The sequence below is a fragment of the Nostoc sp. UIC 10607 genome (assembly GCF_047228265.1).
GTDB classification, from domain to species: Bacteria; Cyanobacteriota; Cyanobacteriia; order Cyanobacteriales; family Nostocaceae; genus Nostoc; species Nostoc foliaceum_A.
Map to the genome: position 1 here is coordinate 1 of NZ_JBIQNW010000111.1, position 12,421 is coordinate 12,421.

Genomic DNA, 12,421 nt, shown 5'->3' on the forward strand with positions numbered 1-12,421 from the left:
TATACTATTCAAAATCGTGCAAACAATGGTAATTATTCAGTTGAGCGTTTTATATTTAATCATGTCTAGCTACTTAATGATTTTAGAATTCCCTGCTTAATAAGGGATAGCGATTTTTATTCAACTACAGAAGTGTCAATATAGGCTTATATCGGAGTGAAAAAATCAAGTGCAACGAATTAACGATGACAGAAGCTAAAAACGTAATTGGTGGAAACCTTGAGGTCTGCTGCACTTCTCCCATGACTGGATTTTACCGCGACGGTTTTTGTCGCACAGGTGGTCAGGATTTCGGGTCGCATGTCGTATGTGCCCAAGTGACATTAGAGTTCCTGGAGTTCACCAAATCGCGGGGGAACGACCTGAGCAGACCTGTTCCTGATTTTAATTTTCCTGGACTGAAGCCTGGCGATCGCTGGTGTTTATGTGCTTCTCGCTGGCAAGAAGCTCTCGATGCTGGTGTTGCTCCACCGGTTATTCTCTCTGCAACCCATGCTAGAGCTTTGGAAGTGGTTTCGCTAGACGATCTGAAAAAACATGCCCTAACTTGTTCTTGATTGGGCATTGGGCATGGGGCATTGGTTTTTCTCCTCTGCTCCTCTGCTCCCCAGTTCAAAATCAACTCACTGGAACTTCCAGAGGTAATTTTAATACATTGACAACCATAGCAATTAATTTAGTGGGGTCAATTGGCTTAGATAAATGTTGCTGAAACCCTGCTGAAAGAGCTTCTAAGCGGTCTTCTTCTCGCGTGTACGCTGTTAAAGCGATCGCTGGGATACGTCCGCCTTTTTCTGGTTCTAAAGAGCGCAGTTTCCGAATCAGCGTATAACCATCTTGCTCTGACATGCCGATGTCGCTAATCAGGATATCTGGTTTGGCTTGTTCAAGTACTGCCAACGCTTCATCAACTGATGCTACCGCAGTGGCAAATGCCCCATACTCTTCAAACATAAAACTGAGGAAGTTACGGGTATCTGCTTCATCATCTACAACTAAAACTCTTAATCCAGCAAGGGGCGTTGAAGCCACAGAAGAAGAAATTTCTCCTGTGGCTTCTCTACTCGCCCTGCTAGCCCTATTGTCTTGTAGCAGTGGCAGTCTCACAGTAAAGGTTGCTCCTTCTCCTGTGCCTGGACTTTGGGCAAAGATTGTCCCCTTGTGCAGTTCCACTAGATGACGGACGATCGCTAGTCCTAGTCCTAGTCCATTGTGCGATCGTGTTGTGGTGCTGTCTGCTTGCCGGAAACGCTCAAATACTTTGGGCAAAAACTCGGAACTGATGCCAATCCCGGTATCAATAACTTGAATTTGGGCGTATTTGTAAGTTGTTTGTTGTTCTTCACCACAGACTATTGACAGATTCACTTCTACCCTGCCACCCTTAGGGGTAAATTTAATGGCATTCGTTAGCAGGTTCCAGACAACTTGCTGTAACCGGGCTGGATCGCCATAAACTGACCCTACCGAAGTATCCAGAACAGTATTTAACTTAATATCTTTTGGTTCTGCTAGGGGACGCACTGCCTCTAAGGCTGCCTCCATCACCGTGATCAGATTTACCGCAGATACATTTAACCGCAACTGACCACGGATAATCCGAGATACGTCTAAAATATCCTCAATTAGTTGCATCTGTGATGTAGCGTTGCGTTCAATCGCTTCCAGGGCACGGGAAGTGGCTTTGTCGTCAAGTTTCTTAGAGCGGAGGATTTTTGACCAGCCCAGCATGGAGGTTAAGGGTGTGCGGAGTTCGTGGGAGAGAACGGCGAGAAACTCATCTTTCATCCGATTTGCTGCTTCTGCTTCCTGTCTTGCGGTCTGCTCTCGAATGATTTGAGCGCGGACTTCTTCTGCTTGCTTGCGTTCAGTAATATCTTCGAGGGTGCCTACATATCCCAGCAGTTCTCCTTGACCGGAAAGCATAGGTGATGAGCGAACCTGAACCCAACGGATGATACCGTGAGCAGTTTGAAAGCGAAACTCTTCAGAGTAGTCACGACCTTCACGAATGTAGTTAGACCAACTGGCAACTGCTCGTTCTCTATCTTCTGGATGAACAGATTCTAGCCATCCCTTTTCTAAACTCTCTGCCGCTTTCAAGCCACAAATTGCCTGATAGCGCGGATTAGTATATCTACATCCTCCTTCAGTATCAATTTCAAAAATGCCAACGGGTGAACAGGTACTCAGCGATCGGAATCGTTCTTCACTTTGCCTGAGTTCGGCATTGACAGCTACCAGCTGCGCTGCTTGTTGCTTGACGGCTTCTGTTTTCTTAAATAATTCTACGAATACAGTGACTTTAGAAGTCAAAATATTCGGGTCTAATGGCTTGAGTAAATAATCAACAGCACCCAAGGCATAGCCTTTAAACAGCATTTGGTCGCTGGTGCTAAAGGCAGTGAGAAAAATAATTGGAGTGTGACGCGATCGCCCCCGATTGCGAATCAAGGTTGCAGTTTCAAACCCATCCATCCCTGGCATTTGCACATCCAGCAAAATTACTGCAAAGTCCTGATGTAGCAGACACCTCAAAGCTTCTTCCCCAGAAGTAGCTCTCACCAGATTCTCTCCCAGTTTTTCCAGGATTGCTTCTAGTGCTAGCAAATTTTCTAGTTTGTCATCCACTAAGAGGATGTTTACTTTGGGTTCCATCTGCATGGGTTTATTTCCGTGATTAATGACAAAGCTTGACCATTTGGGAAGCAATGTTTGAGAGTGTCAAAATCCAGTCTACTGCAACAGCAGAAATTGCTGCCTCTGGCATAATATCGCTCTCGGCTGTAGCAGGTTCCTGCACAATAGTCAGTCCTCCCCGCGCTTTTATTTTCTTAAGACCTTGCATACCATCTTGATTTGCTCCTGTCAATATTACACCAATAACTTGCTCAGTGTAGACATCAGCTGCCGACTCAAACAGCACATCGATAGATGGTCTGGCATAGGAAACAGGTTCATCAGTCGAAAGAGCAAAGTAACCTAGTTCAACTAGCAAGTGATAATCTGCTGGAGCTAAGTAGATATGTCCTGATAATATTTCGTCTTTATCTTCCACTTCTCGAATCGGCAATAAAGTGGATTCTTGTAATAACTCCTGGAGTGTGTTGTTAGACTCCTTGTGACGGTGTTGCACGATCGCGATCGGCACTAAGAAGTCTGCTGGTAAGTTCCCCAGGATAATTTTTAATGCTGATAATCCGCCCAGAGAAGTACCAATTACCACAATTTTAAACGGCACTTGTTTAGTCCTCACACCTGTAAAATGTGGGTTTCAACCTTGATGGCTCATAAAATCCTTTCAGCATTTTCCAGTTCCACCACAGCTACTAACTTACCTTGATTTGCTTCTATACCAACTACTGAAGATTATCAGTAAACCAAAAAGTTTTTCCCAAAGAGCGATCGCTAATCAAGCTCACGTAGTTTAAAGTGCTATATACTACTTGAATTATAATTAATGCTTATATTGCTGTGAAAGGTTTTAAAAAATGAAATCATGAAAGTAGTATGTAGCATGTGGGTTGTTTACGTCTATCAAAACGTTGGGTCAAATCGTGTTGATTCAGTTCAAAATTCGGTTCATCAATTTTCAGTATTGCAATCTTGCGAAGTAAATCATACAAAGGCTCAATCAAACCTTTGGATCTCTGTTCCAAATAAGAAATTGCACTATCAATTTGAGTAAGATTTAATCGACGGCTTTCTAGCAAAAATTTTTCTTCCCAGTCGTCCACAACCTCAATTATTTCTTCTTTAGTTAAATTAGGAAACTCGTATGACTCTAAAAATGAGTCATGAACGCGCACGTATGGGAGACTTTTCCGTTCAAGAATATTATCGCCTAGATAGTAAGTTCCAACTAAGATAACGGGGATTCGCATTTAAAAACATCAATTAGCTCATTAAAGGCTTCCAACGTTAAGTAGTCGGCATTACCAAATTGTCCCTTATCCTTACGCCCAACACCTAGAGCCGCAATCCCTACCTGTTCAACTTTTCCCACCATGCGTTTAATAGTTCGAGTGCTTTTACCCAGAGCTTTCGCTACATCTGCGATCGCATCCCTGCAAGCATTTTTATTTGATGCTTGCACAATGGCATCAATGACATCGACTTTTTGCTGAAACTTTGGCGAATCATCATTAAACAGTAGATAAGACTTTCCCTCTACCTGCTCTCCACCCTGCTCCGTAGCAAGAACTTCCTCACGTTCGGAGAGATTAGCGCCTTGACTCAAAGAACGCGTAGACATACACTTGACCCGTCTTCCAAGAAAAATGACATCATTTACTTTAAAAGTGGCAAGAGAATAATTAAAGGTAAAATATGGCTCAAAGACTTTTGTAGTAAGGCTTTTAGCTTATTAGAGAGCTATTGAACAATGGACAATAATTCTTTAATGGACACCATTTTTACTTAAAGAAAAATCCAAAAAAAGGAGCCTCAGTCAGGCTCCTTAATCAAAAACTGGTAATAGAATTATGACTACTTGATAGTCACCTTACCGCCGGCTTCTTCGATGCGCTTCTTGGCATCTTCAGCAGCATCTTTAGCAATACCTTCTTTAACTGCCTTGGGCGCAGCTTCCACCATGTCTTTCGCTTCTTTCAGACCCAAACCGGTCAATTCCCGGACAATCTTCAGTACGGCAATCTTCTTATCAGCTGGGACTGATTCGAGAATCACTTCAAACTCGGTTTGCTCAACAGCTTCTTCAGCCGGAGCAGCACCACCAGCACCAGGCATCATCATCATACCGCCAACTGGTGCAGCAGCACTCACGCCAAAAGCTTCTTCGATTTGCTTGACTAACTCAGAAGCTTCCAGCAAAGACAGGCCTTTTAGTTGTTCTAAAATTTGATCGGTTGCAGCAGACATTGATATAACTCCTGTAATTTTGATTATTTATTTAGTCATTAGTCATTAGCTTTTGACTTTTGACTGATGAACCACGAAGTCTATTCAGCAGCAGTTTCTGTGCTGCTATCGCCTTCAGTAGCTGTTTCAGTACTGCTATCTTGTACAGCAGCAGTTTCGGTGCTACCACCACTTTGGTCTTGGTCGGCGACAGCCTGCAAAGCACGCGCCAGTGAACCAGGAACTTCGTTAATACCCACAGCAATCTTGGTAGCCAAGGCGTTGATAGCTCCAGCAATTTGTGCGATGAGTTGTTCCTTAGATGGCAAGTCTCCTAGTACCTTGACATCAGGTTCTTTGAGTAGGCGACCTTCCAGTACACCACCACGAAGTTCTGTCTTCTTGGTGACTTTTTGGAATTCTTGGTATGCCTTAATTGCTGATGAAAAATCTTCTTTTACCAGCAAAAATGCGGAAGAACCATTGAGCAATTCCGACATAGGCTGCCATTTTTCATCATCTTTAATGGCAATGCCCATTAGGGTGTTCTTCGTCACCTTACAAACAGTACCACTGGGACGCAGCCGCCGCCGTAAATCGCTAATTTCAGCAACAGTTAGTCCCTGATACTCTATTACCAGTGCCAGAGTTGACTCACTCAAAGTTTCTTTGAGGTCAGCTACTATCTCTTTTTTATTTTCTAGTGTTCTACCCATTCCAATCTCACCTCCTTAAAATAATCGGTGAAGTGCCCTACTTGTACGTTTTTTCTAAACCTGAACCCAAACAACAAACCCCAGCTAATCTAGCCGGGGTCGAGTATTAAGACTCTTGACGCCATAGTTATCACACCTTTATGGGTGGTAATTCTGACTATTAGAGTTTTAACCTCGGCAGGATATTTAAGCTATTAGCACCTGCTGTCTCCGGCTTTGCCTATTTAATTGAAAGTTAGGAGTGAGTAGTTAGGAGTTAGAAGTTTTATTCTTAACTCCTAACTTATACTCATAACTCTTATTAACCTGCTTCGCTCAGTTTTAAATCTCGTAGGGCGCTAATATCAACTTTAATCGATGGGCCCATTGTGGCTGACACATAAAATGTGCGCCAATAACGACCTTTAGCTCCTGAAGGACGGTTACGGTCAATCGTTTCCTGCAATGCCTTCAGGTTAACTAACAAATCTTCAGGCGAGAAGGTTGTCTTACCAAACATAACATGGACAATACCAGTTCGGTCGGCTCGGAATTCTAATTTACCAGCTTTGAATTCTGCGATCGCACTTCCTAAATCAAATGTTACGGTTCCACCTTTGGGCGATGGCATTAAACCACGTGGCCCAAGCAACTTACCCAGCTTTGCTACCTGTGGCATCACATCGGGTGTAGCAATCAGCTTGTCAAAATCCATTCTACCTTTTTGGATTTCGTCAATCAGTTCTTCTGAACCGACTATATCAGCACCAGCGTTGCTTGCTTCGTTTACCTTTTCGCCTCTAGCAATCACCGCCACCCGGACGATTTGTCCTGTACCTTTGGGCAGTGCTACCGTTGTCCGCAACTGCTGGTCTGTATACTTAGGGTCAATTCCCAACCGGACATGTGCTTCCGCAGCTTCAACAAATTTAGCTGTTGCTGTGTCTTTGAGAAGGGCTAAAGCCTCTAAAGGATGATAGTCCTTATCTTCTACTTTTGCTTGCAGTCCTTGCAAACGACGCGATATTTTTGGCATTTTGTTCTCCTGGGGTAATTCCGAAGCCTCGCCTCTCCCCCGATAATTTTTAGTTATCAGTCTTTTGCCATTTGTCCTTTGTCGCTAGTTTTTTACTAATGACCAATGACCAATGACCAATGACTAATCCGTGATTGTTACACCCATATTTTTAGCCGTTCCTGCCACAATCTTCATTGCCGCGTCTATGTCGTTGGCATTAAGATCGGGGAGTTTCGTTTGGGCAATTTCTTGCAATTGGGCTTTACTAATTGACCCAACCTTCTTTTTGTTGGGTTCATTCGAGCCTTTTTCAACTTTCGCCGCCTTCCGAATCAGCACTGATGCTGGTGGCGTTTTGAGTACAAATGTAAAACTCCGGTCTTCAAAAACCGAGATTTCTACAGGTATCACCATTCCAGCTTGGTCTGCTGTTTTGGCGTTGTACTCTTTGCAGAACATCATGATGTTAACGCCATGTTGACCCAAGGCAGGTCCCACTGGCGGTGCTGGGTTGGCTTTTCCAGCATTCAGGGCCAGTTTAATGACCGCCACTACTTTCTTCGCCATTTGTATTTAACTCTGTTTCTCTACCTGATTAAATTCCAATTCTACTGGTGTATCCCTGCCGAAAATTGAGAGCAAGGCTTTAAGTTTACTCCGTTCTGGAGAGACTTCAATTACCTCGCCTTCAAAATCTTTAAATGGCCCAGAAAGCACCATTATCTTATCACCAGTAGCCATGTCAATTTTGAGAACTGGCTCTTGTTCGCTGGTTTGTTTGAATATACGTTCTACTTCTGATGAACTCAGTGGTATGGGGTTCACATGACCGCGACCCTTACTGCTACCACGCTTTTGTTCTGCACCGACAAAGTTAATTACATGGGAGGTGTTTCGTACTACCTGCCAGGTATCATCATCCATCATCATCCGCACCAACACATAGCCAGGGAAAACTTTTTCTTCTGTATGCTGGCGACTGCCATCTTTGCGGATTTTCACCGCTGGCGTTTGCGGAATTTCTACTTGGACAATTTTGTCAGCTACATCAAAAGTTTGAATGCGTTGCTCTAAGTTAGTCTTGACACGCTTTTCACAGCCTGAGGCTACTTGCACTGCATACCAGCGTGCTTCTTTTGACGCTGTTTCTGCTGTTTCTGCTGTTTCCTCCGACTGCAACGTTGAGTTGCGAGGTTCGTCTGTTGCAAAAGTCATCAGAACACCTGTTGTGCTGCCCAACTAAACAATCCATCGACCAAGTATATCAAAGATGCGGAGAGTGCCACCATTAACAACACAGCGGCGGATTCGCTCACTATCTGTTTCCGACTGGGCCAAACTACTTTTTCAAGTTCTTCTTTGGTTCCCTGTATGAAGTTGTTAAAGCTAAACCCATTTGTGGTTTCTGGCAATTCTGCTTCACTTTTTTTGGACACGACCCTTAATCTCCCCGTTTGTCACTCAATTTTGGTCATCTAGGTTTGCAGTTTCGACTCTATTTCACTTAACTGAAAGCAAAACAACTACAAATACAATAAGTTTACCCGAAATTATTATCGCTAACCGCTAATATAGCAGTTGCGTAATTATTTCGGGCTTTGTTTTTTGCTCTTGAGCGCGCCCTGGAGGACTTGAACCCCCGACATCAGGTTTTGGAGACCTGCGTTCTACCAACTGAACTAAGAGCGCACAAGCTGTTTTTTATTCAGTCATTGCGCTGAACTAAATTTCAGTTTAACGCAATACGCGATTTTTATCATACCTCAGTTTCGTCGGGAAAACAAGTCAGCGGCAGATGCCGCTTAAGATTTCTCCCATACTATTGAAGGACGAATCACAAAGGGCGGTCAAACCGTTGCTTGATCCGGGTTGCCTTCCCTACGCGATCGCGGAGATAATACAGTTTAGCACGGCGGACTTTACCACGACGGATTACTTTGATGCTATCAATCCGCGGAGAATGCAACAGAAATACCCGCTCAACGCCTACACCTTGAAAAACCTTACGAACTGTAATCGTTTCGTTGATGCCACCATTACGCTTGGCAATCACTACTCCTTCGTAGGGTTGTACACGGTACTTTTCGCCTTCCTTGATTTTCACTCCTACTTTTACTGTGTCGCCCACATAAATGTCGGGCAGATTCGATTTTAGCTGTTCCGCTTCGATGGAGCGGATAATCTCTTGAGCGCTCATAGTCTTTCTGTCTGCTTAAAAAAAAATCTCACGATCATCAATGATAAATCGATAATCCTATTTCAGTCTACTTGTTGAGATTGATAATTTTACTGATACAACAGCCTAAAGTTCAAAGCTATATTGCAGAATGCCGTAACACAGGGGTGAAATTTATGAAATTTAGCGTCGTTATCAGTACCTATAATCGCTTGAACTTGCTGCAAAGAGCAATTGACTCGGCTCGGAACCAAACCATTGAGTGTGAGGTGGTTGTTGCCGATGACTGTTCTTCTGATGATACCCAAACCTATATCAAAAGCTTAGGGGACAAGGTTGTTTATCATCGTAACGAAGTGAACCTTGGCCATGCAGCAACGGTAAATGCTGGAGTTTCCAAAGCTAGCGGCGACTGGATTAAGTTTTTAGATGATGATGACTATTTAGCACCGAACTGCATAGAAGAGATGGCGAAGGCGATCGCACTTTGTCCCGATGCTGTAATCTGTTCTTGTGTCGCGGCTCAGGTAGATGGCAATGAAGTTGAACTCAGTCGCACCCCGCAAGTTGGCCCTGGATTAGCTTTTTATATTCCACAAGCCGATATTCATTACGGTATGCTCTTAGAGCTTGTACCCTTTGGTACTCCTGTACAAGTAGCTTGCCGCCGTGATGCTTTCCTGCAAACTGGTGGTTGGGACTCCACACTCGATGCTAACTGTGATGACATCGATTCGTGGATTCGGATTGCCCAGTTTGGCGATGCTATTTTCTTCAATCAGTGTCTTGCTTACCGCACTATCTGGCCTGGTGCTTATAATCAAAAGTTTTCTTTGTCTAGGCGGTTGGCTACAAATATTTTGATGAAGGAGAAAATTTACGCCTTGGTAAATGAGCAACATCGCTCAAAGATTCCCGTTTTTCAAGATATAAAAAATTACCTGAAACTCCATTGGATTTTAGTAGCACTGAAGCAAAAAAATATCAAGAGTTTTCTTTCAATGATAGATCCGTCTATAGTTTCCCCTCAGCCTTGGAAGTTTTTGCTAACTGCTGCCTCATCACGCCGCTCTCAGGGAAACAATTCTCAAGTTCGCAAACTTGTGTTAATTGAATCCTAAGAACCTACGAGGATTAAAACCATTAGAGAATTCCACAAAAAGGAATGTCCAAGTTTTTGCTATGTCTTTGGGATCAGCCAGAAACCACTCATGTAGAGACGCGATAAATCGCGTCTAAAACACTGACACGTTAGAGAGACGCGATAAATCGCCGTCTCTACAAAGAATGAACTCGTCAATTATTCCTTGACAGACTACTATTTCTGACTTGTGTGTACACCGTAGCCTAAAAGGAGAGAGACTTTGAATTTCCCCCTTCCCACTTCGAGAATGGGTTAGGGAGTTAGGTTTTTGGTGGACTTTTCCACATAACGTGAAAAGTCAGGAATCCTACCTCCTTTTATCCCGATTTATTGAGCCGTTACTGAATAAGTCTTTAAAGCTAAGTGACTGATTATAAATGCTCTTAGCCAGTAGCTAGTGCGTAAATTGGCACTAGCTACTGACTATCGTTGAATACCTCAACAATAATGTTGATTTACACTCAGTTACTTATCTTTATTTTTTATACATATCTCAAAGATTATGCGAATCATCCATATTTTGAACCACGTTCAAGAAATAGGTAACGGTATTGTGAATGTGGCTGTTGATATGGCTTGTTTACAGGCTAAATCTGGTTATGATGTAGCGGTTATTTCTGCTGGGGGTGAATATGAGAAATTACTAAATATATGTGGTGTAAAACACTACCAATTAGACCAGACGAGGAAACCGATAAGTATTATCAAAGCAGCTGTGCGTTACCGAGCGATCGCAGCAGAATTTCAGCCGGATATTGTTCATGCACACATGATGACGGGAGTCATCCTCGCCCGCATTTTTAAAGGGCATAAGTATGCTTTAGTTTCCACAGTCCATAATGAATTTCAGCGTTCCAGTCTGCTGATGGGTTTAGCTGACAGGGTAATTGCTGTTAGCAAGGCTGTGCGAGATTCTATGGCAAGGCGCGGTATTTCAGAAAACAAGTTGCGGGTAGTATGTAATGGAACTTTGGGTAGTCCCCGCACCAGGAAAATACAAGATTATCAACCTTTACCATTACAACGTCCAGCGATCGCTACCGTCGCCGGGATGTATCAACGGAAGGGAATTGCTGAGTTAATTGCTGCCTTTGAGCAAATTGCCTCAGATTTTCCCCAAGCGCATCTTTATTTGGTAGGAAATGGCCCTGATAAACAGCTATTTGAGGCACAGGCACAAGCAACTTCTGTAAAAGAACGCATTCATTTTGAAGGCTTCCAGCCGTCACCTCAACGTTATCTCATATCTTGTGACATATTTGTCTTAGCTTCCCATCGTGATCCTTGCCCCTTGGTACTTTCGGAAGCTAGGGAAGCTGGAACTGCGATCGTTGGCACTCAGGTAGACGGAATTCCTGAAGCTTTGGACAATGGGCAAGCAGGTCTTTTAGTGCCAGCAAAAGATAGTAAGGCTTTGGCTGCGGTTTTAGTGCAATTACTGAGTAATGCTGAGATGCTGCACGAATGGAAAAATCGGGCAAATCAAAACCTAGAGTGGCTGAGTGTTGCCCGCGTCCATCAAGAAACATTAACGGTGTATCGTGAATTAATTACAGAGTGAGAGGGTTAACAGTGTAGCGATCGCTTTAGTTTGAAAGCTACGCCCAAAGCGCCAAAGATCAGTACACCCAAAACATTAGTTGATTCAGGAATGGCGGTGTAAGAAGCACCCACCCGGATCGGCCCATCCTTATTCTCTTGCTCTGCTGGTATTGCTGGAATGATTCCACCACCTGGGGTTAAATTGGGCTGGGTAGAAAATAGATTGTAAAATATGTCTCCATCTCGGATTACGCCACCACTATAAGTAAGAATGTTGCCTTCGATGGTAACGTTTGTAAAGATATCCTCTAGACCAGGAGTACTAGAGAAACCAATCCTTCCATCTCCATCAACATCTCCCCACTGAACTGGCTCATTAGCAAATGATGGATCAGCATCGGGATTAGTATAGAACAGCGTTTGTAAGTCAAAAATGAAGCTTCCTATATCATTCCCAGTGCCATTTATCAAGTTGTTAGCTCGATCTGGAACACCATATTCTATTATTTGTCCTGGTAGAATATCTGGCCCAAGAGTTCTTGGTTCCCTCATTTGGAATATATCTTCATTCACAGTCGTCACGATGGGTTCTACAAAGATGACGGCTCTCGCTGGTGTCCAAGACAAAAAACTAATTCCTGCTGCTCCTAGAACAGATAAGGCTATTTTGGTTGCGATTCTATTCATGCTTGTGTCCTTTTCATATTGGTTAACAGAATGCTATACCTTGGGGTCAAATCAAACAGCAAAAACTCACTTTTCAATTGCTATCTAACTGCTAGATAAATAGAGGTTAATACGTGTCTACTCAGTGAGTTCATATCTACTCATAGGTTGATTTATAAAGCAATTCTTGTAATGCTTTATCATAATAGCTAGTAATTTTACGCAATCTTTATAAAAAATCTAATTTAACCTGAGTTCGGGTTAAGCAGATTGAGGTAAAAGCCATTCCATCTGAAGGCTGGGTTTCTTAGGTTGATGGC

Annotated in this window: 15 protein-coding genes, 1 tRNA gene and 1 other annotated feature; of the genes, 3 read left to right on the forward strand and 13 right to left on the reverse strand. The window is 43.2% G+C overall.

Annotated features, from left to right (window positions below; genetic code table 11):
- Positions 1-185: 185 nt before the first annotated feature.
- On the forward strand, positions 186-557 hold the full coding sequence (locus ACEYW6_RS34410; protein ID WP_412983328.1) for a DUF2237 family protein: 372 nt from the start codon (positions 186-188) through the stop codon (positions 555-557).
- A gap of 61 nt (positions 558-618) precedes the next feature.
- Here ACEYW6_RS34410 and ACEYW6_RS34415 read toward each other — a convergent pair whose 3' ends face one another.
- From ACEYW6_RS34415 to rplS, 12 genes are all read right to left on the reverse strand, one after another.
- Positions 619-2,664 carry a response regulator gene (locus tag ACEYW6_RS34415; protein WP_412983329.1) on the reverse strand — a complete coding sequence of 682 codons (2,046 nt, stop codon included), beginning with the start codon at positions 2,662-2,664 and terminating at the stop codon, positions 619-621.
- Between the two features lie 16 nt (positions 2,665-2,680).
- A complete protein-coding gene (locus tag ACEYW6_RS34420; RefSeq protein ID WP_190894715.1) occupies positions 2,681-3,241 on the reverse strand; it encodes a chemotaxis protein CheB in 561 nt (186 codons plus the stop codon).
- A 256-nt stretch (positions 3,242-3,497) separates the two neighbouring features.
- Positions 3,498-3,884 carry a hypothetical protein gene (locus ACEYW6_RS34425; protein ID WP_412983330.1) on the reverse strand — a complete coding sequence of 129 codons (387 nt, stop codon included), beginning with the start codon at positions 3,882-3,884 and terminating at the stop codon, positions 3,498-3,500.
- On the reverse strand, positions 3,863-4,255 hold the full coding sequence (locus ACEYW6_RS34430) for a hypothetical protein (protein WP_412983331.1): 393 nt from the start codon (positions 4,253-4,255) through the stop codon (positions 3,863-3,865). The genes ACEYW6_RS34425 and ACEYW6_RS34430 overlap by 22 nt, the downstream gene beginning before the upstream one ends.
- Before the next feature lie 233 nt (positions 4,256-4,488).
- Entirely contained in the window at positions 4,489-4,881 is a 393-nt protein-coding gene (rplL, locus tag ACEYW6_RS34435) for a 50S ribosomal protein L7/L12 (RefSeq protein ID WP_190894718.1), read from the reverse strand.
- 80 nt (positions 4,882-4,961) lie between these two features.
- Positions 4,962-5,576 (reverse strand): 50S ribosomal protein L10, encoded by a 615-nt coding sequence (rplJ, locus tag ACEYW6_RS34440; RefSeq protein ID WP_196511683.1) that lies wholly within the window; start codon positions 5,574-5,576, stop codon positions 4,962-4,964.
- 63 nt (positions 5,577-5,639) lie between these two features.
- Positions 5,640-5,808: a sequence feature (ribosomal protein L10 leader region), on the reverse strand.
- A gap of 69 nt (positions 5,809-5,877) precedes the next feature.
- The gene (rplA, locus tag ACEYW6_RS34445) at positions 5,878-6,591 is read right to left on the reverse strand and encodes a 50S ribosomal protein L1 (RefSeq protein ID WP_412983332.1); all 714 of its coding nucleotides are present in this window, start codon (positions 6,589-6,591) and stop codon (positions 5,878-5,880) included.
- Positions 6,592-6,714: 123 nt separating this feature from the next.
- On the reverse strand, positions 6,715-7,140 hold the full coding sequence (gene rplK, locus ACEYW6_RS34450; RefSeq protein ID WP_100898684.1) for a 50S ribosomal protein L11: 426 nt from the start codon (positions 7,138-7,140) through the stop codon (positions 6,715-6,717).
- Positions 7,141-7,146: 6 nt separating this feature from the next.
- Positions 7,147-7,788 (reverse strand): transcription termination/antitermination protein NusG, encoded by a 642-nt coding sequence (nusG, locus tag ACEYW6_RS34455; protein WP_190894721.1) that lies wholly within the window; start codon positions 7,786-7,788, stop codon positions 7,147-7,149.
- The gene (secE, locus tag ACEYW6_RS34460) at positions 7,788-8,009 is read right to left on the reverse strand and encodes a preprotein translocase subunit SecE (RefSeq protein ID WP_412983333.1); all 222 of its coding nucleotides are present in this window, start codon (positions 8,007-8,009) and stop codon (positions 7,788-7,790) included. Before secE ends, nusG begins: the two co-directional genes overlap by 1 nt.
- Before the next feature lie 180 nt (positions 8,010-8,189).
- Positions 8,190-8,262: transfer RNA gene (locus tag ACEYW6_RS34465), tRNA-Trp, on the reverse strand.
- A 145-nt stretch (positions 8,263-8,407) separates the two neighbouring features.
- Positions 8,408-8,770, reverse strand: a complete 363-nt coding sequence (gene rplS, locus ACEYW6_RS34470; protein WP_190734030.1) for a 50S ribosomal protein L19 — start codon at positions 8,768-8,770, stop codon at positions 8,408-8,410.
- Positions 8,771-8,925: 155 nt separating this feature from the next.
- On the opposite strand from rplS, the gene ACEYW6_RS34475 reads away from it, so the two are divergent.
- Positions 8,926-9,870 carry a glycosyltransferase family 2 protein gene (locus ACEYW6_RS34475; protein ID WP_412983334.1) on the forward strand — a complete coding sequence of 315 codons (945 nt, stop codon included), beginning with the start codon at positions 8,926-8,928 and terminating at the stop codon, positions 9,868-9,870.
- 525 nt (positions 9,871-10,395) lie between these two features.
- Positions 10,396-11,454: a glycosyltransferase family 4 protein gene (locus tag ACEYW6_RS34480; RefSeq protein ID WP_412983335.1), complete on the forward strand. Its 1,059-nt coding sequence runs from the start codon at positions 10,396-10,398 to the stop codon at positions 11,452-11,454.
- Positions 11,455-11,459: 5 nt separating this feature from the next.
- On the opposite strand, the gene ACEYW6_RS34485 is transcribed toward ACEYW6_RS34480, so the two are convergent.
- Complete coding sequence (locus ACEYW6_RS34485; protein WP_412983336.1) at positions 11,460-12,122, reverse strand: hypothetical protein; 663 nt, start codon at positions 12,120-12,122, stop codon at positions 11,460-11,462.
- Positions 12,123-12,421 lie beyond the last annotated feature (299 nt).

What these genes read in the sequence shown, in the direction of transcription:
- rplA (WP_412983332.1), bottom strand. Translation starts at nt 6,591, where the DNA reads ATGCCAAAAATATCGCGTCGTTTGCAAGGACTGCAAGCAAAAGTAGAA.
- ACEYW6_RS34485 (WP_412983336.1), bottom strand. Translation starts at nt 12,122, where the DNA reads ATGAATAGAATCGCAACCAAAATAGCCTTATCTGTTCTAGGAGCAGCA.
- ACEYW6_RS34425 (WP_412983330.1), bottom strand. Translation starts at nt 3,884, where the DNA reads ATGCGAATCCCCGTTATCTTAGTTGGAACTTACTATCTAGGCGATAAT.
- rplS (WP_190734030.1), bottom strand. Translation starts at nt 8,770, where the DNA reads ATGAGCGCTCAAGAGATTATCCGCTCCATCGAAGCGGAACAGCTAAAA.
- ACEYW6_RS34475 (WP_412983334.1), top strand. Translation starts at nt 8,926, where the DNA reads ATGAAATTTAGCGTCGTTATCAGTACCTATAATCGCTTGAACTTGCTG.
- ACEYW6_RS34415 (WP_412983329.1), bottom strand. Translation starts at nt 2,664, where the DNA reads ATGCAGATGGAACCCAAAGTAAACATCCTCTTAGTGGATGACAAACTA.
- ACEYW6_RS34430 (WP_412983331.1), bottom strand. Translation starts at nt 4,255, where the DNA reads ATGTCTACGCGTTCTTTGAGTCAAGGCGCTAATCTCTCCGAACGTGAG.
- ACEYW6_RS34410 (WP_412983328.1), top strand. Translation starts at nt 186, where the DNA reads ATGACAGAAGCTAAAAACGTAATTGGTGGAAACCTTGAGGTCTGCTGC.
- rplJ (WP_196511683.1), bottom strand. Translation starts at nt 5,576, where the DNA reads ATGGGTAGAACACTAGAAAATAAAAAAGAGATAGTAGCTGACCTCAAA.
- rplK (WP_100898684.1), bottom strand. Translation starts at nt 7,140, where the DNA reads ATGGCGAAGAAAGTAGTGGCGGTCATTAAACTGGCCCTGAATGCTGGA.
- rplL (WP_190894718.1), bottom strand. Translation starts at nt 4,881, where the DNA reads ATGTCTGCTGCAACCGATCAAATTTTAGAACAACTAAAAGGCCTGTCT.
- nusG (WP_190894721.1), bottom strand. Translation starts at nt 7,788, where the DNA reads ATGACTTTTGCAACAGACGAACCTCGCAACTCAACGTTGCAGTCGGAG.
- ACEYW6_RS34480 (WP_412983335.1), top strand. Translation starts at nt 10,396, where the DNA reads ATGCGAATCATCCATATTTTGAACCACGTTCAAGAAATAGGTAACGGT.